Annotated in this window: 19 protein-coding genes; 8 read left to right on the forward strand and 11 right to left on the reverse strand. The window is 65.8% G+C overall.

What is annotated here, in order from left to right:
* Window positions 1-15: 15 nt before the first annotated feature.
* The 7 genes from U6115_RS01400 to U6115_RS01430 all read right to left on the reverse strand — a co-directional run bounded on the left by U6115_RS01400 (window position 16) and on the right by U6115_RS01430 (window position 9,316).
* A complete protein-coding gene (locus U6115_RS01400; protein WP_043574936.1) occupies window positions 16-1,128 on the reverse strand; it encodes an ABC transporter ATP-binding protein in 1,113 nt (370 codons plus the stop codon).
* 1 nt (window position 1,129) lies between these two features.
* Window positions 1,130-2,647: a beta-N-acetylhexosaminidase gene (gene nagZ, locus U6115_RS01405; protein ID WP_043574940.1), complete on the reverse strand. Its 1,518-nt coding sequence runs from the start codon at window positions 2,645-2,647 to the stop codon at window positions 1,130-1,132.
* A complete protein-coding gene (locus U6115_RS01410) occupies window positions 2,644-3,516 on the reverse strand; it encodes a carbohydrate ABC transporter permease (RefSeq protein WP_043574942.1) in 873 nt (290 codons plus the stop codon). Before U6115_RS01410 ends, nagZ begins: the two co-directional genes overlap by 4 nt.
* A gap of 9 nt (window positions 3,517-3,525) precedes the next feature.
* Window positions 3,526-4,395 (reverse strand): carbohydrate ABC transporter permease, encoded by an 870-nt coding sequence (locus U6115_RS01415; protein ID WP_043574944.1) that lies wholly within the window; start codon window positions 4,393-4,395, stop codon window positions 3,526-3,528.
* Window positions 4,396-4,461: 66 nt separating this feature from the next.
* A complete protein-coding gene (locus tag U6115_RS01420) occupies window positions 4,462-5,718 on the reverse strand; it encodes an extracellular solute-binding protein (protein WP_043574946.1) in 1,257 nt (418 codons plus the stop codon).
* An 82-nt stretch (window positions 5,719-5,800) separates the two neighbouring features.
* Window positions 5,801-7,192 (reverse strand): OprD family outer membrane porin, encoded by a 1,392-nt coding sequence (locus U6115_RS01425; protein ID WP_080770220.1) that lies wholly within the window; start codon window positions 7,190-7,192, stop codon window positions 5,801-5,803.
* 426 nt (window positions 7,193-7,618) lie between these two features.
* Window positions 7,619-9,316 carry a methyl-accepting chemotaxis protein gene (locus tag U6115_RS01430; protein WP_043574950.1) on the reverse strand — a complete coding sequence of 566 codons (1,698 nt, stop codon included), beginning with the start codon at window positions 9,314-9,316 and terminating at the stop codon, window positions 7,619-7,621.
* 209 nt (window positions 9,317-9,525) lie between these two features.
* Between U6115_RS01430 and U6115_RS01435 the strand changes: the two genes are divergently transcribed.
* From U6115_RS01435 to U6115_RS01470, 8 genes are all read left to right on the forward strand, one after another.
* Window positions 9,526-11,499 carry a peptidase U32 family protein gene (locus U6115_RS01435; RefSeq protein ID WP_043574953.1) on the forward strand — a complete coding sequence of 658 codons (1,974 nt, stop codon included), beginning with the start codon at window positions 9,526-9,528 and terminating at the stop codon, window positions 11,497-11,499.
* Window positions 11,500-11,519: 20 nt separating this feature from the next.
* Window positions 11,520-12,035: a hypothetical protein gene (locus U6115_RS01440; RefSeq protein ID WP_197465978.1), complete on the forward strand. Its 516-nt coding sequence runs from the start codon at window positions 11,520-11,522 to the stop codon at window positions 12,033-12,035.
* Window positions 12,036-12,439: 404 nt separating this feature from the next.
* Window positions 12,440-12,658 (forward strand): DUF7661 family protein, encoded by a 219-nt coding sequence (locus U6115_RS01445; RefSeq protein ID WP_043574955.1) that lies wholly within the window; start codon window positions 12,440-12,442, stop codon window positions 12,656-12,658.
* Window positions 12,659-12,708: 50 nt separating this feature from the next.
* Window positions 12,709-13,107, forward strand: coding sequence for an MAPEG family protein (locus U6115_RS01450; protein ID WP_043574957.1), 399 nt, complete (start codon window positions 12,709-12,711; stop codon window positions 13,105-13,107).
* Window positions 13,108-13,275: 168 nt separating this feature from the next.
* Window positions 13,276-14,457 (forward strand): alkaline phosphatase family protein, encoded by a 1,182-nt coding sequence (locus tag U6115_RS01455; protein WP_043574959.1) that lies wholly within the window; start codon window positions 13,276-13,278, stop codon window positions 14,455-14,457.
* A gap of 75 nt (window positions 14,458-14,532) precedes the next feature.
* Window positions 14,533-15,552: a hypothetical protein gene (locus U6115_RS01460; protein WP_043574961.1), complete on the forward strand. Its 1,020-nt coding sequence runs from the start codon at window positions 14,533-14,535 to the stop codon at window positions 15,550-15,552.
* A gap of 102 nt (window positions 15,553-15,654) precedes the next feature.
* Window positions 15,655-15,957, forward strand: a complete 303-nt coding sequence (locus U6115_RS01465) for a putative quinol monooxygenase (protein ID WP_043574963.1) — start codon at window positions 15,655-15,657, stop codon at window positions 15,955-15,957.
* A gap of 107 nt (window positions 15,958-16,064) precedes the next feature.
* A complete protein-coding gene (locus U6115_RS01470) occupies window positions 16,065-16,451 on the forward strand; it encodes a YkgJ family cysteine cluster protein (RefSeq protein WP_043574965.1) in 387 nt (128 codons plus the stop codon).
* Window positions 16,452-16,619: 168 nt separating this feature from the next.
* On the opposite strand, the gene U6115_RS01475 is transcribed toward U6115_RS01470, so the two are convergent.
* From U6115_RS01475 to U6115_RS01490, 4 genes are all read right to left on the reverse strand, one after another.
* Complete coding sequence (locus U6115_RS01475; protein ID WP_043574967.1) at window positions 16,620-16,808, reverse strand: hypothetical protein; 189 nt, start codon at window positions 16,806-16,808, stop codon at window positions 16,620-16,622.
* Window positions 16,809-17,035: 227 nt separating this feature from the next.
* On the reverse strand, window positions 17,036-17,491 hold the full coding sequence (locus U6115_RS01480) for a glycine zipper family protein (protein ID WP_043574969.1): 456 nt from the start codon (window positions 17,489-17,491) through the stop codon (window positions 17,036-17,038).
* A 15-nt stretch (window positions 17,492-17,506) separates the two neighbouring features.
* Window positions 17,507-17,911: a hypothetical protein gene (locus U6115_RS01485; RefSeq protein ID WP_052258037.1), complete on the reverse strand. Its 405-nt coding sequence runs from the start codon at window positions 17,909-17,911 to the stop codon at window positions 17,507-17,509.
* 70 nt (window positions 17,912-17,981) lie between these two features.
* Window positions 17,982-18,437 (reverse strand): Spy/CpxP family protein refolding chaperone, encoded by a 456-nt coding sequence (locus tag U6115_RS01490; RefSeq protein ID WP_052258038.1) that lies wholly within the window; start codon window positions 18,435-18,437, stop codon window positions 17,982-17,984.
* Between the last annotated feature and the right edge of the window lie 164 nt (window positions 18,438-18,601).

Raw genomic sequence — 18,601 nt, forward strand, 5'->3', positions numbered from 1 at the left:
TCCTCGCCCGATGTTTCACATGGCCAGCGCGGTTTCTTTCTGATCGGCTGGCGCCAGTCGCGGCAAGGCGGCTCCTTGGCCATCGAACACGTGGCAATGGCGCGGATCGGGCTGCACGAAACGCAGGCTGCCTGGCGCAGGCTCCGTCTCGTGGCCGCTCAGTTTCAGCGCGATCGCCTCCTCGGCGCCTTCCACGCGCAAGTAGACGATTTGCTGGTCGCCCAAGTGCTCCACCAGTTGCACCGTCGCCGGCAGGCCGGATTCGGCGAAGAACAGGTGCTCGGCGCGCACGCCCAGCGTCGCCGCGCCGCCGCCGGCGGCGAAGGGCAGCGTCAGCCGGCAGCCGCCGGGCAGCTCCAGCTCCACGCCGTCGGCGCGCGGGTCCAGCGGCCGCGCCGCGATGAAGTTCATCTTGGGCGAGCCGAGGAAGCCGGCGACGAAGCGGTTGGCCGGGCGGTTGTACAGCTCCAGCGGCGTGCCCACCTGTTCGATGCGGCCGGCGTGGAACACCGCGATGCGGTCGCCCATGGTCATCGCCTCCACCTGGTCGTGAGTGACGTAGATCATGGTGCTGCCCAGCTCCTTGTGCAGCCGCGCCAGCTCGATGCGCATCTGCACCCGGAGCGCGGCGTCCAGATTGGACAAGGGCTCGTCGAACAGGAACACGCCGGGCTTCCTGACGATGGCGCGGCCGATGGCGACGCGCTGGCGCTGGCCGCCGGACAGCGCCTTGGGCTTGCGCTCCAGCAGGTGTTCGATCTGCAGCGTCTGCGCGGCGCGGTTCACCGCGGCGTCGATCTCGGCCTTGCTTTTGCCGGCCAGCTTCAGGCTGAAAGCCATATTGCCGCGCACCGTCATGTGCGGGTACAGCGCGTAGCTCTGGAACACCATCGCCACGCCGCGCTTGGCCGGCTCGATGTCGTTGGCCAACTGGCCGTCTATGCGCAGCTCGCCGGCGCTGATGTCCTCCAGCCCGGCGATCATGCGCATCATCGTCGATTTGCCGCAGCCGGACGGGCCGACGAAAACCATGAATTCGCCGTCGCGGATGTCCAGGCTGACATCGTGGATCACGGCGTTGCCGTCGTCGTAAACCTTGCGGATATTGCTCAATGACAGTCGGGACATTTCATTGCTCCTGGTGGGGGCCGCCCAGCGGTACCGGCAGCCGGCCGGCGGCGTCGATCTCGCCGGCCAGGCAGCGGCTGATGGCGTCCAGCGCGGCGTCGGCGAAGCCGTAGCTGATCAAGGCCGGCGCGGCGATGTCGGCGGCGGCGTAAGGGTTCCATAATGCCAGATGCAAGTCCGGCTTCCAGCTGTGTTGTTCGCGCCGGAGGTAGCGTTCGCGGCTGGTGGAGGCCAGCACGGTGAAGGCGCCGTCGCGCGGCAGCGTGGCCCAGTCGAGCATCGCCCGGTTTTTGAAGCGCACCACTTCCAGCGCGTGGCGGCGCGACAGCGCGGCGATCAGCCGGTCGGCGGACAGGCCGGCTTCGGACACGCCGTCGGACGGCGCCTGGTCCTGCACCACCAGCCGCAGCCGCTGGCCGGCGCGCAAGAGGGGAACCTCGCCATGGGCGGTCAGCGCGCGGACCCAGGCGTCGGCGAACAGCGCCTCGTCGGCGGCGCGCTGTTCGGCCGCGTAGTCGTCATCGCCGAGGCTGGGGTAGCGCCGGGTCAGCGCGTCCACCCGCGCCGCGGCTTCTTGCAGCCGCTCCGGCGCCAGCTCGCCGCCGCGCAGCGCGGCGCGCAGCGCGTTGAAGCTGGCTTCCATTTCATCGGGAAACTGCAGCACCAGCGCGAGATCCGCTCCGGCTTTCAGCGTCTGCACCGAGCCGGCGGCCTGGCCCCAGCGTTCGCGTATCGCCTTCATGTTCAGCGCGTCGGTGATGGCGACGCCCTGGAAGCCCAGCTCATGCCGCAGCAGGCCGGTGAGGATGCCCGGCGACAGCGTGGCCGGCCATTCGGCGTCCAGGCTGGGGAAGCGGATATGGGCGCTCATCAGCGCCGGCGCGTGCGGCGCCAGCGCCTTGAACGGCGCCAGCTCGTAATCGCGCAGCTCGGCCTGCGGCTTGTCCACCACCGGCAGGTCCAGATGGGAGTCGGTGTGGGTGTCGCCGTGACCGGGGAAGTGCTTGACGCAGCAGGCCACGCCTTCGGCCAGGTGGCCTTCCATCCAGGCGCGGGCCAGGGCGGCGGCGCGCGCTGGCTCGGCGCCGAACGAGCGCTCGCCTATCACCGGGTTGGCCGGGTTGTTGTTCAGGTCCAGCACCGGCGCGAAGTTCCAGTTGATGCCCAGGCTCTTCAGGCCGCGGGCCACCGCGCCGCCGACCTGGCGCGCCAGCGCTTCGTCGCCCGCGGCGGCCAGCGCCATCGCCGCCGGCGCCTGCGGCAGGAACAGCGTGCGCATCACGCCGCCGCCTTCCTGATCGAGGCCCACCAGGATGTCGTCGCCCAGCGCGGCTTTCAGGCCCGCCACCAGGCGGCGCGTCGACGCCGCGTCCGGCACGTTGCGGCGGAACAGGCAGATGGCGCGCACCCGCATTTTCCTCAGCCGCGCCGCTTCTTCGGGGCCCAGGGCTGGCCCGGCCACGTCCACCATCAAACAGCGGCCGGCCAGTTGGTCCAGTTGTTCGTCGCTCAGGGTCATTTCACCGCTCCATCGAATCCGCGCAGGAAGTAGCGCTGGGTGAACAGGAACACGATCAGGATGGGCAGCACGGTCAGCACCGCGCCGGCCGCCACCACCCGCGTCTTGAAGCTGAAGGCGCCGGCCAGGTACAGCACGCCGACCGACAGCGGAAACTTTTCCGGGCTGGACATCACGATGGACGGCCAGATGTACTGGTTCCACGCCGACACCGTGGTGAGGATGGTCAGCGCCGCCAGCGCCGGCCGCGACAGCGGCAGCATGATTTTCCAGAAGATCTGCCATTCGCCGGCGCCGTCGACGCGGGCGGCGTCGATCAGATCCTGCGGCACCGCCTCGAACGCCTGCTTCATCAGGAAGATGCCCACCGCGCCGGCCAGCGTCGGCAGCACCACGCCGCCGTAGCTGTCGGTGAGGTGCAGCTTGGACACGGTGATGAAGTTGACCAGGAAATTGACTTCGCTGGGCAGGATCAGGGTGGCGAGGATGGCGCCGAACACCAGCCGGCGGCCGGGGAACTGCATGCGCGCCAGCGGGTAGGCGGCCAGCGCGCTGACCAAGAGCGTGCCCGCCACCGTCAGCGCGGTGATGGCCAGCGAGTTGCGATAAAAGGCCAGGATGTCGATGCTGGACACCGCCTCGCGGAAGTTGGCCAGCGTCGGCGCGGTGGGCAGCAAGGGCGGCGGAAAGGCGAACACTTCGCCGTCGCCGGACAAGGCGGTCACCAGCGTCCACCAGAACGGGTAGACGGTGATCAGCGCGATGGCGGCCAGCGCCAGGTAATGGACGGCGCGGTTGCCCAGGCGCGCCAGCCGCGGCCGCGCGCGGATGGAGGCGGCAGCGGCGGGCAGGGTGGTGGAAGATCGCATCTGGCCTCCTCAGCGGTCGCGCGGTTGCAGGTAACGGAAATTCAGCCAGGCCAGCACGATGCAGAACGCCGACATCACCAGGCTGGCGGCCAGCGCGCGGCCGAAGTTCAGCGACTTGATGCCGAACTCGTAAGCGTAAAACAGCGCGGTGTAGGTGGACTGCATCGGCCCGCCCTTGGTCAGGATCTGCACTTCCTCAAACGCCTTCACCGCCGCCAGCATCGACATGATCGAGCACAGCAGGATGGTGGGCGCGAGCAGCGGCACGGTGATGCGCCAGAAACGCTGCCAACGGCTGGCGCCGTCCAGTTGCGCGGCCTCGTGCAGGTTGGCCGGCATCGCCTGCAGGCCGGCCAGGTACAGCACCATATACCAGCCTATGCCGCGCCAGACGGTGATGAACATCACCGCGAACAGCGCGATATGGTCATCGTTGAGCCAGCCCACCGGATCGTTGATCAGATGCAGCCAGCGCAGCGCGGCGTTGAGCACGCCGTCTTCGGCGTACATGAAATTCCAGATGATGCCGATCACCGACACCGAGGTGACCACCGGCAGGTAGTAGGCGGCGCGGAACAGCTTGATGCCGGGCAGGCTGTTGTTGACCAGCACCGCCAGCAGGATGGCCAACAGCTGGATCGCCGGCACCACCAGCAGGTACAGCGCCGAATTTTTCAGCGCCGACAGGAACAGCTCATCGCCGAACAGCTCGCGGAAATTGTCCCAGCCCACCCACTGCGGCGCGTCGATCAGGTTATAGCGGGTGAAGGCGAGAAAGGAGCCGAAGCCCACCGGCCAGAACGAGAACGCCGCCAGCAGCACGAGCGCCGGCGCCAGGAACAGATAGGCCTGCAGGGTGGTTTTATGTGGTTTGCGCATCGGGGTTTCACCGGGCTGATTGCATGACGACAGCCCGCCGCGCGTGGCGGCGGGCGCGTGCCGCGTTTACAGCTTGCCGCTCCAGTAGGCGGCGGCCTCGTCCAGCGCCTGCTTGGCGTCCTGGCGGCCGGTCACCGCTTTTTCCACCGCGGCCGACAGCCTGGCCGACAGCGTGTCGGCGTTCTTCACCGACAGGAACAGGGTGCGGGTCTTGTCCAGGTTGGCGGCGGCGATGCCGACCGCCAGCTCGGCGGCGCCGGCGTTGCCGGACACTTTCTGGAAGTGCGGATCCAGCGCCGCCTTGCGGGCGGTGGGCAAGGTGCCGGCCAGCTTGGCGAAGGCCAGCTGGTTGTCGGCGTTGGTCAGGTAGTTGCCGAATTTGCCGACTTCCGGCAGCAGTGCCTTGTCCACATTGCGCGCCACCGCGAAATTGAACATCCAGCCGCCGGCGGCGATGCCGGTGGGGCCCAGCGGCGCCGGGGCGACGCGGGTGTCGCGGTACAGCTTGGGCGCTTCGTCGCGCACCCGGGTCAGCGTGGTCGGCGTCGATTCCAGCATCGCCAGCCGGCCGCCGTTGTACGCGGCCATCGCCACCTGGAAATTGTCCTGGGCGAACAGATTGTCCTTCAGCAAGGCGCCGGCCTTGTAGGCGTCGGCCAGCTTCTTGACGAAGGCGACGTGGGCCGGGCTGTTGAACGCCGGCTTGCCGTCCTTGACCACATCCAGGCCGTTTTGCATCAGCAGCGCCTCGATCTTGGTCGGGCCCAGCGTCGGCGCGAAGCCGGCCACGCCGGTCTTGGCCTTGATCTGTTTGGCGTAGGCCAGCTCCTCGTCGAACGATTTGGGCGGCTTGTTGGGGTCGAGGCCGGCCTTCTTGAACAGCGCGGCGTTGTAGGCGATGACGTTGGCGCCGTTGTAGTGCGGGAAGGCGTAGACCTTGCCGTTGAAGGTGACGTCCTTCAACGCGCCCGTCACGTACTGGCCCTTGTCTATCAGGCCGTCCAGCGGCTGGATCAGGTTTTGCTGCTGGTAGTCGTAGGTCCAGGGCACGTTCAGGTTGACCAGGGCCGGCGGCTTGCCGGCGCCGACTGCGGCGGTGAACTTGGCCTGGATCACGTCCCACGGGTAGTCGGTCCACTTCACTTCCACATTCGGATGCTGGGCGTTGTACTTGGCCACCAGCTCCTTGAAATAGCCGTCGAACTTGGGCGACAGGCTCATCGTCCACACTTCCAGCACCGGCTTGTCGGCGGCGTGGGCTGCCAACGGCGCGGACAGGCCGGCGGCGATCAGCAGGGAAAGGCTCAGGGTCTTCAGCTTCATGTCTGGTTTTCTCCTTTGTGGCTTCGCCCATCGAACCCGATGGGCGAAGCGGCCGGCACTGGCAGACCGGCCACTTGGTGGATCAGAAGGTTTTGCTGTAGGAAGCGATCACTTTCACGTCGTTGCGGTCGCGCTTGCCGTAGAAGTCGCCGGAGCGGTACCAAGCGGGGTAAACGCCGATGCTGGCGCCTTTGAGCGGGCCGCTCTGCACCGTATAGCCGGCGCTGAGGTCGATTTCATGCGCCTTGCTGTCCGGCGCGCCGTTCGGGTTTTTCAGGCCGGTGGCGTAGTTGGCGCTGGCTCCCAGCGAGAAGCCCGGCAGGCCTTGCTTGGCGAAGTCGTAGTTGACCCCCAGCTTGACCACTTGGGTGCCGTCCCAGACGAAGTCGTCGTCCTGGCCCCAGGTCTGGATGAAGTTGCGGTTGTCGCTGTTGCCGTACGGCGTCATGCGGAAGTTCACTTCGCCGCCGTCCGGGTTATGGCTCTTGCCCAGGCCGCCTTGCACGGTGAGGCCGCCGGTGGTGTAAGCCAGGCTGGCGCTGGTGTGCCAGGCGGTTTGGGAGTTCTTCATGCCGAGCTGGGCTTCATCCTTGCCTTGGAAGTAGTAGGCGACGCCGGTCAGGCTGTCGCCGCCGGCCAGCTTCCAGGTGTAGGAGCCGGCGATCTGCGCGGTGCGGCGGTAGTCCTTGCCTTCGCCGACGCCGAAGTCGATGAAGGTGTTTTCCGGCGCGTAACGCAGGCCCAGGCTGTTGACGTAGTCCACCTGCTTGGCGGCGCTGCCGTTGCTGCGGCCCTGTTCCCAGGAATTGGTCATGTCGCGGAAGCGGTTGTCCCACTCGTTGCGGAACTGGTCGGCCCAGCCGTAGCCGATTTCGAAGTCGCCAAGCTTGTACTTGCCTTCGAAGCCGCGGTAGGAGTGCGACTGCAGGCCGCCGGAGGTGCCCATGGTGCCGATGCTGATCGGGGTGTAGCCGGCGCGGGCGGAAAAGCCCTGGCCGTCCGGGCTCTGGCGGAATTTCACCGCCGCCTGGCTCAGCACCGCGTCGCTTTTGTCCTTGCCGCCGCCGCCTTCGGCCGGATTGCTCATGTCCTTGTAGTCGTGGTACAGCACTTCGGAGAAACCTATGCCCTTGGTCAGGCGGATGGAACTATGGGCGGCGGCGTCGAAGCCCAGCACGTTCCAGGCATAGCCGGACTTGAAGTTCAGCCCCAGATTCAGCGCGTTGACGCGGATATCGCCGCCGTTGCTGTTGTTCGGCTGTTTTTCCTGGCGGTCGCGGCCGTAGTACAGCGCGCTGAAGGTGGTTTCCGACTTGGTGATCAGGTCGTAGACATCGCTTGCCGGAATGGCCTGCTTGGTGCCTTTCAGCGCCGGGCCGTCGCTGGAAGGCGGGACGGAGGGTTCTTCTTCCGCCAGGGCCAGGCCGGAAAGGGCGGCCAGGACGGCCAAGAGTAAGACGCGTTGCTTGTGCATTTATTGTCTCCAGGTCCAGTTGCGGAATCCCTGCGTGGAAGTCCTGGAGGCAAGTTAGCTGGTCTTATAGTGGTCTTCAAATGGTATGAGACTATTCTGGTTGAAATCGATTGTCATGGCGTTGCAATGCTGCCATGCGGGATTAAAATTCAAATAAAGTTATAAAAATAGCGGACAACTAAATGAATTTACTTAAGTTTGAATATAAATTTGAAATTTAATTTTGAATTTGCGCGCAAAACGCCAACAAAGCTGAGCACTGCCGAAATTCGATCCAATCAAATACCATTTTTATTTTCGTAAACCAACATCGCTGATCGTAGTGGCAATGCTGCGATGCAATATTTTGCTGTCCGCGGCGCAAAAGGAAAAGCCGCCGGCAAGGCCGGCGGCGAGGGGGCGGGGAGGGGGCGGGGAGACGCGCGCTCAGGCGCGCAGCGCCGTGGCGGAAATGGCGGGCAGCGGCGCATCGGCCGAATACGGCTGGCCGCCGGCCGGCAGCTTGAAATGGCTGATGGCAACTTGCAGCGCGCCGGCCATCTGCTCGACCTGGCTGGCGGCTTCGGCGGTCTGCACCGCGGCGGCGCTGGTTTCTTCCGACATCTGCGCCACCTGCTCGACATTGGCGGCGATGCCGGTGCCGGCCTGCTGCTGTTCGTTCAAGGAAATGGAGATGGTGGACAGCGACTGTTTCACCCGCTCCACATTGCCGCTGATGCCGGCGATCGCCTCGCGGGCGCGGGTGGCCTGGCTCAGGCCCACTTCCATCTGGTCCACGGTGTTGTGGATGTTTTCCACCACGTGCTGGCTGCAGTCCAGCATGTCGCGGATGCTGCCGCTGATCTCGGTGGTGGATTGCGCGGTGCGTTCCGACAGTTTGCGCACTTCGTCGGCCACCACCGCGAAACCGCGGCCCTGCTCGCCGGCGCGCGCCGCCTCGATCGCCGCGTTCAGCGCCAATAGATTGGTCTGCTCGGCCACGTCGCGTATCACCTGGATCACGTTGGCGATCTCCTGCGAGCGGCTGCCCATCAGGTCGGCCTGCTGCTGCGAGGCGCGCGCCTGCTCCGCCACGTGGTTGATGGTGCTCAGCGTCTCGCCGATGATGGCCTCGCCGCTATGCGCCAGCTGGCCGCTGGACACCGAGTCCTTGGCGACGTCGCTGGTATGGTCGTTGACCGAGCAGATGCTGACCGACAGCTGCTCCACCGAGGCGGACATCGACGACGCGGCGCGGGTCTGCTCCTCGGCGCTGGTGGCCACCTGCTCCGACGCCGCCGCCAGCTCGGTGGCGCTGTTGGACAGCCGAAGGGTGATGGACTGCATATTGCGCACCAGTTGGATCAGCGCGCTCTGCATCCGCGCCATCGAGGAGACGATGCTGTGCTGGTCGCCGGGCCGGACCTGCAGCTTCTGCCCCAGGTCGCCCTCGGCGATGCGTTCGGCCAGCGCCACCACGTCGCGCGGCTCGCCGCCCAGCTCGGCCAACAGGCCGCGCACGATCACCCAGGCCAGCAGGAAGCCTATCGCCACGCCGGCGACGATCAGCCCGATATTGGCGGCATGGCTGAACGCGGCGCGCTGCTGGGATTGGGCGAACTCTTCCGCCGCCACCCGCAGCTGCAGGTCGACCAGCGCGGCGATGCGCTGCGCCACCGGGTCGAGCGCCGAATACATTTCCTGGTCCACATAGGCTTGCAGCGCCGCCGGGTCGCCGCCGCGCACGATCCGGCTAAGTTTGTCCACGCTCTGGTTGGCGGCGGCCATCGCCGTTTCGGCCTGGTCGGCCAGCTGTTTTTCCTCCGGCGTCAGGTAGGTGGCGCGGTAATCGCCCCATTGCCGCTTCACGTCGGCCTGCGCCTTTTGCAGATTGTTGAAGAAGCTGGCCGGCGTCTGGCTGCGGTTGCGCAGCTTCTGCGCGTTGTCGACGATGCCCACCGCGTAGCCGTCGCCGACCACTTTCAGCTGTTTCAGGCACACCACCCGGTCGTTGTAGGTGGTGGCGAAGTCGCCGAGTATGCCCTCCTGGGTGCGCAGGCCGTACAGGCCGACCAGAATGGGAATGATGAGCAGGGCGACGACCATGATGGCCAGGCGCTGGCTGATGGTGAGTTGGCTGAACATGACAGGCTCGCAGGGGTAGGGGGCGCAGCCCCCGATATTCTTTGGGTAGCAGCCGTCATAAAGCTAATCAATTGGATTAGGCGGTTTTAGGTAGTGATACCTAGGACTATTACGCAACCGCGCCGGCTATCTATAAGCCGATGATTCCGTTATACTTTCGCGCCCGCCGCGCCAGGCGGCGATAACCCTTACTCCAGCCCGGAATTGCCATGAGCCTGTTGCCGCATCAAGTCGAACTGCTGTCACCCGCCAAAACCGCCGAAATCGGCCGCGAAGCCATCCTGCACGGCGCCGACGCGGTGTATATCGGCGGGCCGTCGTTCGGCGCGCGCCACAACGCCTGCAACAGCATCGAGGATATCGCCGGCCTGGTGCGGTTCGCCCACCGCTACCACGCGCGCATCTTCACCACGCTCAACACCATTCTGCACGACGCCGAGCTGGACGCCGCGCGCGCGCTGATCTGGCAGCTGTACGACGCTGGCGTCGACGCGCTGATCGTGCAGGACATGGGCATCCTGCAGATGGACCTGCCGCCGATCCAGCTGCACGCGTCCACCCAGTGCGACATCCGCGACGCCGACAAGGCGCGCTTCCTGTCCGACGCCGGCTTCTCGCAGGTGGTGCTGGCGCGCGAGCTGACCATTCCGCAGATCAAGAAGATCGCCGACCGGGTGGCCGATTCCGCCACCATCGAATACTTCATCCACGGCGCGCTGTGCGTGGCCTTCTCCGGCCAGTGCTTCATCAGCCACGCCGACACCGGCCGCAGCGCCAACCGCGGCGACTGCTCGCAGGCCTGTAGGCTGCCGTACACGCTGACCGACGAAAAAGGCGGCGTGGTGGCCTTCGACAAGCACCTGCTGTCCATGAAGGACAACAACCAGAGCGCCAATCTGGAAGCGCTGCTGGACGCTGGCGTGCGCTCCTTGAAGATCGAGGGCCGCTACAAGGACGTGTCCTACGTCAAGAACATCACCAGCCACTACCGGCTGTTGCTGGACGAAATCTTCGAGCGCCGGCCGGAGCTGGCGCCGGCGGCCAGCGGCAGCAGCGAAATCTACTTCACGCCGGATCCGGACAAGACCTTCCACCGCGGCGCCACCGACTATTTCGCCACCGGCCGCAAGCAGGACATCGGCGCCTTCGATTCGCCCAAATTCGTCGGCGTCGGCCTGGGCACGGTGCATAAGGTCGGCGACGGCTGGCTGGAGATCGCCACCACCGAGCAGATGTCCAACGGCGACGGCATCAACTTCATGAAGAAGCGCGAAGTGGTGGGCATGCAGCTGAATACCGTCAAGCAGGTGGGCAAGGCCGAAGGCGGACTGCTGGTATGGCGCTGCGAGCCGAACGACCCGGGGGCGCTGCAAGGGCTGAAGCCCGGCGTCGACATCAGCCGCAACCGCGACCACGCCTGGGAGCTGGCGCTGCTGAAGAAATCGGCCGAGCGCCGCGTCGGCGTCTGGGCCGCGCTGAGGGAAACCGCCGGCGGGCTGGAGCTGAGCTATACCGACGCCGACGGCTGCAGCGCCAGCGCTAGCGTGGATATGCCGCTTGAGCCGGCCAAGGACGCCGCCCGCGCCGAGCAAAGCCTGCGCGACGCCGCCGCCAAGCTCGGCAACACCATGTTCCAGGCGCACGACGTGGCGCTGAACCTGTCGCAGCCGTGGTTCGTGCCGGCCTCGGTCATCAACGGCCTGCGCCGCGAGGCGGTGGAAAAACTCGAAGCCGCCCGCGTCGCCGCCTGGCCGCGCCAGCCGCGCAAGGCGGCGGTGGAGCCGCCGGTCCGCTTTCCGCAGACCGAGCTGAGCTATCTCGCCAACGTCTACAACGCGCTGGCCTGGGACTTCTACAAGAAGCACGGCGTGGAAGTGATAGAGCCGGCCTACGAGGCGCACCAGGAAGAGGGCGAAGTCAGCCTGATGATCACCAAGCACTGCCTGCGCTTCTCCTACAACCTGTGTCCGAAGCAGGCCAAGGGCGTGAAGGGGGTGATGGGCCAGGTGCGCGCCGACCCGATGGTGCTGAAGTCCGGCAGCGAAACCTACACGCTGAAGTTCGAATGCCGCCCCTGCGAAATGCACGTGATGGGCAAGATGAAGAAGCATATTCTGAAAACGCCGCCGCCGAGCGAGATTCCGGCTTCCGCGCCGATTACCTTCTTCAAGCAGCGGCCGTAAGGCGCGTCACCATTCGTAGGGTGCGTCACCCCGCAGGGGCGACGCACCAAATTGGCCAGCAGTTGACAACAGGCAAGCCGTTCATGGCTTGCTTTTTTTATTGCTACCTGAACGTGGCTAAATGCGGTGGGCTGGATTTCAGCCTATTTTTATTTGGAGTGATGCAGCAAATTTCTTATCAGAGGAGGCTGTCTATGAAGTTCGTTGCCGTGGTTTTGATATCGATAATCTTGGCGGGATGTGCAGATACAGGGCCGCTGAAAATTGCAAAGGACACATACAGTATCTCTGTTAGGGTTCCTTTTTCTGGTCCATCCGGAGCAAAGGGTGATGCGTTGAACAAGGCAAATAGGTTCTGCACTTCTCAAGATAAGCAGCTGTTGCTGCAAAGTGAGAACTCATACGAGTGCGCACTTCATGGTGGTTGTGGTGAAGCGGAGATAACGTTTCTTTGTGTGGATGAAAAAGACTCACGATATTCCACTCCACAGCAAATGCGGAAAGACAACGGCATTATCACGATACAGAATCGGTAATGACTTTGGTTTGACCGTGCGTTGGTAGCAGTTTTATATAGGTCCGCTTTGAGGATGTTTGTTTTTAATGCCGGCTCCACCCGAGAACGTGTTCCTTTCTTTTGCGTCGCCAAAAGAAAGGAACGAAAGAAAAGGCGTCCCAACAGCGCGGTGAAACCTCGCTTCCAAAGTCACACTAAGGTACCGCCGAACTCGCGGGGGAGTTATCAGCGATCCGCTCAAACAGTAGGTGGCTTAAGGTTTCGAAGACGGCTGCTCGAATGGCAGAGGGGCAGTCGGATGGGTACTATTTCCCGGTGACTGTGGCGATGTTGGGAAAGTGAAGAAACTCCATCGGCATGACGTTGCGCTGACGATGGTCGGTCTGCAATCATGAGCCTTTGAACGCAAACGGAGGCCGACGCATGCAAAGCTATCGATTCACGGTCTACGGCCAGATGGTGGTGGCGGAGCGGCGCGACGCCGGCTGGCAGGCTTTCCTGCCCGGCAACGACGGCAAGCGCCGGCCCGCCGATTTCGTCATTCCGGACTGGGTGACGGAAGACGGGTTGGCGCAGTATCTGGAAGACCTGTTCCACGAGAACGCGACGCCGCGCAACGGCGGCGTGGCGCCGCTGGCGTGAACGGCGGGCGCGGCCGGCGCCCGGCAAAATGGCTGCCTTAGGGGGAAGTGATGATCTACCCGATGTTCGCGTTGGTGCTGTTGACCTTTTTCGTCGGCGTCCGCCTGGGGGCCGCCCGGCTCGCTCATGCCCGCTCGGGCAAGGTGAAGGGCAGCTATTACCGGCTGATGCAGGGCGACGCGCCGCCAGACGGCGAATTGAAGCTGGCGCGCAATTTCTCCAACCTGTTCGAAACCCCGGTGCTGTTCTACGTGTTCGGCGCCATCGTCATCGCCAAGAACCTGGCCTCGCCGCTGCCCTTGGCGCTGGCCTGGGGCTATGTCGCGCTGCGCGCGGTCCATACGGCGATCCATCTCGGCCACAACCACCCGCTGCACCGCTTCCTGGCTTTTCTGGCGTCCAACATCCTGCTGCTGGCGATGTGGGCCTGGCTGGCGCTGGTTTTGTGAGCGGCGGCTTGGCTGCCGCGCAGGTGAACAACCACCGCGGCCGGCGCTAGCGTCGGCGACGGCGGCGATCCGCCGCGTGCATTCGCTGGCCTGCTCGCGCCGCCGGCCGTTGACTTGCCGGGATGGCGGCCGACACAATGGCCGATCCCCCTCATCGCCCGTCGCGCCATGTCCGACCTTGCCGCATCCTTTCCCGGCTCCGCCTGGCCGGATTATCAAGGCGGCAGCCTGCTCAACCTGATGCAGACGCTGAGCCGCGAGCTTGGCGGCCCGGACCTGGGCCACGCGCCGCTGCGCGTTGACGCGCTGGACGGCATCGGCCGCCACCGCCATGTCTGCCTGCTGCTGATAGACGGGCTGGGAGACGCCCAGCTGCGGCGGTTGGGGCCGGACAGCCAGCTGCGGGCGCGGCAGCGGGCGCGGATCGACAGCGTGTTTCCGCCGACCACCGCCGCCGCCGTCACCACCGTGCTGACCGGCTGCGCGCCGGCTGAACACGGGCTGATAGGCTGGCACCAGCTGCACGGCGAGGAGATCATCGCGCCCTTGCCCCTGTATGTGCGCCATCCGGCCGGCAGCGCCAGCGCGCCGCAGGCGCTGGCCGACGCGCTGTATCGCGCGCCGCCGCTATTCGACCGCCTGGCGCGGCCGGCGGCCTGCCTGCTGCCGGACTTCATCGCCGATTCGCCATGCAGCCGCTTCCATGCCGGCGGCAGCGCGCGCTTGCCGTATCGCGGCCCGGCGGACGGGTTTGCCCAACTGGCCGCGCGGCTGCGCTCGCCCCGGCCCGCCTTCCATTACCTTTATCTGCCGCAGCTGGACACGGCGATGCACGAGCATGGCCCGGCCGCGCCGCAGGCGGAGATCCTGCTGGCGGAGCTGGATGCCGGCTTCGAGCGGCTGCTGGCCGAAGCCGCCCAGCGCGACGCCGCGGTGGTGGCGATCGCCGACCACGGTTTTGTCGACGCGCCGGCCGGGCAGTGGCTGGATCTCGATGCCGACGCCGAACTCTACGGCATGCTGGCGCGGCCCTTGTCCGGCGAGACGCGGCTGGCCTATTGCCACCTGCGGCCCGGCAGCGCCGCGCGCTTCATCGAACTGGCGCGGCGCAGGCTGGGTCATGCCTGTTGGGCGGTTCCCAGCCAGGTTTTGCTCGACGCGCAGGCTTTCGGCCCCGGCCCGCGGCATCCCGACCTGGCGCGCCGCTGCGGCGAGGCGGTGTTGATCGCCAAGCCGGGCTGGAATATTCGCGACACGCTGGCGTGGGAGAAGCCGCTGCGGCTGGTCGGCGTGCATGCCGGCGTCCACCCGGACGAGATGGCGATTCCCTTGATCGCGTTCCGGCCGTGAGGCCGGGGTCTAGCCGGGGAGGCGCGCCGCGGATGGTATGCTGGCAAGGTTTTCATCGTTTCAAGGCAAGAAGGCATGTACAACAATGACGACCTGGACGCCGCGGCGGCGGCCGGGATTTTCAGCCAGCAGGCGATAGACGACTTCCGCGCGCTGGCGGCGCGGCGGCGCCATACCCAGATGGCGGACGAGGAGCATTTCCGCCTGCTGTCGGGCTTCAACGACATTTTCGTGGTGATCGCCAGCGTGTTGCTGCTGGTGTCGGTGAGTTGGGTGGCCGGCTCGCTGTCCAAGCTGCTGGCGCCATGGCTGGCGGCGGCGGTGTCCTGGCCGCTGGCCGAGTATTTCGTCCGGCGCCGGCGCATGGCCTTGCCGGGCATCCTGTTGCTGGGCAGCTTCGTGCTGTGCAGCGGCGGCGGCATGATGGCGCTGTGCCTGGATTGGCTGCCCGGCGGCGAGGAGGCGGTCAAGCCGATCACGATGCTGGCTTCAGGCCTGACCGCGGCGCTGGCGGCCTGGCTGCACTGGCGGCGCTTCAAGGTGCCGATCACCGTGGCGATGGGCGTGGGCGCGCTGGTGGCGATGACGGCGCTGGCGGTCGCGGCGCTGCTGCCGGAATCGCTGGGCTTGTCCAACGCGTTGCTGGCCGCGGGCGGCGCGCTGGCTTTCCTGCTGGGCGTCCACTGGGACCGGCAGGACCCGGCGCGGCAGAAGCGCCAGTCCGACGTGGCGTTCTGGCTGCACCTGCTGGCCGCGCCGCTGCTGGTGCATCCGCTGTTCTCCATGTTGGGCATCATGAATGGCAACACCGGCATGGCGATGCTGCTGGCGGTGATCGCGTTGTACGCGGTGTTCGGCCTGGTGTCGCTGGTGATAGACCGCCGCGCGCTGATGGTGTCGGCGCTGGCCTATGTGTTGTACGCGTTCAACCAGCTGTTGCAGCATGCCGGCCTGGAGAGCGCCGGCTTCGGCGTGGCCGGGCTGTTGATCGCGTCGGGCTTGTTGCTGCTGTCGGCATTCTGGCAACCGTGCCGCAGCGCCGCGTTGCGGCGCCTGCCGCCCAAGCTGCGGGCGTGGCTGCCGCCGTTGAAGTAAGGGGGCTCGCAACGGGCTGGGGGCGGCTGCTGGGCGGCGGGGCCGCCGCCCAGCGAGTACAATCGAGATATCCCGCCATCGCCGCCGCCTGCAAGGACCGCCATGTTTCCATTGATCGTCACGCTTGAAGTCACCCTGCCCGAGGACGTGCCGCTGGTGGCCGACGCGCTGGCGCGCATGCGCCCGCTGTGCCTGGCCGAGCCGGGCTGCCTGCTGTGGCAAGCCTACCATTCCCAGGCCCATCCGCTGCGCTTCGTGTTGGTGGAGCATTGGGAGAGCCAGGCGCACTGGGAGGCGCACGGCAAGCTGTCCGCCATCCAGGGCATCTATTTGCCCGAGGTGCTGCCGCGCGTCAGCCGGGCGGCGCATCCGTCGGTGTTGCTGGGCGATGGCGACGGCGATTGAGGGTTGATCGCCATCGGCCAGCGCTTGCCTGCCGCCGGCCACGCCATTAGAATGCGCGCTCCCCACTTGGGGAAAGTTTCGCGTATTCAATGCCTTAAGGATGAGCCGTGGCCGACGTCAACCGCCTGGAAACCTGGATCAAGTACAAGAATGGCCTGTGCGGCGACTGCGTGGCGTCCTGTTGCACGATGCCGGTTGAGGTGAGGCTGCCTGACCTGATCCGCATCGGCGTGGTGGACGAGTTCGAGCTGGAAGAGCCGATCAAGAACATCGCCAAGCGGCTGGAAAAGCAGCGGGTGATCCAGCACTTCAATTTCAAGAACAGCCTGTTCACGCTGGCGCAGCGCGCCAATGGCGATTGCCTGTACCTGGACGCCAAAACCCGGCTATGCACCATCTATGAAAAGCGGCCGAATACCTGCCGCAACCATCCCAAGGTCGGCCCCAAGCCCGGCTTCTGCGCCTATACCCGCAATCCCGCCGCGCCGCGCTGAGCAGCCTTGCCGTTTCGGCCCTTGAGCCGGCGGGCGTCCTGCGTGGAAACTCCAAGCCGCGCCATCGCGTTCCACGTGGAACCATGGCGCGGGTGCGGCGTTTGTTCTCCAGTTTTGGCATAAGGGCCGACCGGGACCGCGCCCGGCGGGCCGCCGCGCGGGAGGCGGTTACTGGGCGGTTGTCGGCGGCGGGGTTTGCGCGGCCGGCGCGTCCACCAGGGTCATGTCGTGCAGCGACAGCGGCACGCTGGGTTGCACCCGGGAGGTGTCGAAGGGGCGGGAATTGGCGTCCTGGGCGCTGGCGATGCCAGTGGCGAGGAACAGGCAGGCCATCAACGGCGCGTACAGTCTGGTCATGACGAAGTCCTTTGCTGATGGAGGAACGGATGGCCTGGCGCGCCACTTTAACAGTGGGCCGCGATGCGGCCATGCTTGCAGTATCGTCCGTGTTTTGACGAATGATATGGCCTGAAATTCCCTTTTTGTTTCAATATGTTAATGGTATTTGAAAAGATGGCGCGATGCGCCGACGGCATGCCGCGCCGCTGGGGATGCGGCGGGCAATGCCGGGAGGGATGGCGCGCTCACATGCGCGGCGGTGGCAGGTAGGACGGCGCCATGCGCTGGCCGGGCAATTGGTTGCCCTTCGCGTACATGCACTGCTGGTAGGAGATGTTGTAGCGGGTTTGCGCGTCGTAACCGGCATAGGCGCCGTTGGAGCCGCCCGCCGCGGTGCCGGCCAGCAGGCCGACGCCGGCGCCGACCCCGGCGCCCTGGTGGTTGCCGCCTATCAGCGCGCCGGCCGCCGCGCCCACCACGGTGCCCAGCGCCATATTGGCGGCCAGGCTGGTGTTGGCGGCCTCGTTGTTGCTGACGCCGCTGCTGGAGGCGGCGTAGGCGCGGCATTGCTGCTCTTCCTGGGCGAAAACTTCAAACGGCTTGCCCGGCGCCGGCATCACCGCGACGGTGGGGCCGGTGGGCAGTGTGGTGCAGGCTGCCAGCAGCGGCGGCAGCAGCAGCGCGTAATAGCGTTTCTTCATGGCGCGTCTCCCGGGCTATTGCGGCTTGGCCGGGACGGTTTTCCAGCCGCCGGGGCATTCGCTGACATACGGATAGTACTGTTTGACCGCCTTGCAGTAGTACCAGACCTGCGCCGGTTCCGGCGGCGCGGCGGCGATGGGCGGCGCAGGCGGGGCCATGGGCGCCACCACCACCGGCGGCGCGTACAGGCTGGGATAGGGATAGACCGGCGCGGCGTAGAAATACCAGGCGCCGCCGACCACCCACCACCAGCCCATGCGGCCGTGGTAGTAGCCATGGTTCCAGTAGCCGCCGCGCCAGACGTCGATGCTGATGCGCGGCGGGCCGCCATGGTGGTAATAAGCCTCGGCCGGGGCCACGGCGGCCACTGCCAGCGTGGCAGCCAGCATGACGCCGCTCAAGCGGATGTAGCCTTTCATGATATTGCCTCTTTCTGCCGCTTGCGCCGGTTCCGAGTCCGCGGGCCGGCCGCATGGATGGATGTGTCGATCAGCCGTTGGCGGGCGCGGAAGCTGCGCGCTTGCCGTGGTGGGGACCCTTGCCGTGCGGACGGTGCAAGTGGTCCATGATTTTTTGCTGTTCGGGCGTCAACTGGGCGTAGAAGGCTTTCAGCGCGTCCAGATGCTTCTGCATTTCCGCCTGGCGATGCTGCATCATGCGCTCCATTTTTTCCGGCGCGGTGGCGTTGTCATCGACAGGCGGCTTGGCCATCTTCTCGTGTTTCATCGACGCGGTGAAGGCCTGCCAGGCGGCTTCCTGCTGCGGCTGGATCTTCAGCTTGTCGTGCAGCATCTGCAGGTGCTTGGCCATCATGGCTTCGCGCTTGGCCGGATCCATGTGCCAGCCTTTGGGCGCGCCGTCGGCGCCGGCGTCCTGGGCGTAGGCCGCGCCGCTGCCGGCGATCAGCAATCCGGCGAGCAGCAGGGGCTTGAGCAGCTTGGTCATGATGTTTTCCTTCCGTTGTCGGGTTTGGGTGCTTGCAGTATTGGATGCAATTGTCTGGCGAGTTTTTCGCGAAAATTCGCTTGTGTTTAAGACTGTTAACCCGCAATACCCTGTTGATATCTTTCCCGGCCGCAGTGAAGCCGTTCCGCCTGGGCTAGAGTGAA

This window comes from Chromobacterium subtsugae, assembly GCF_035919665.1.
Classification (GTDB): Bacteria; Pseudomonadota; Gammaproteobacteria; order Burkholderiales; family Chromobacteriaceae; genus Chromobacterium; species Chromobacterium subtsugae.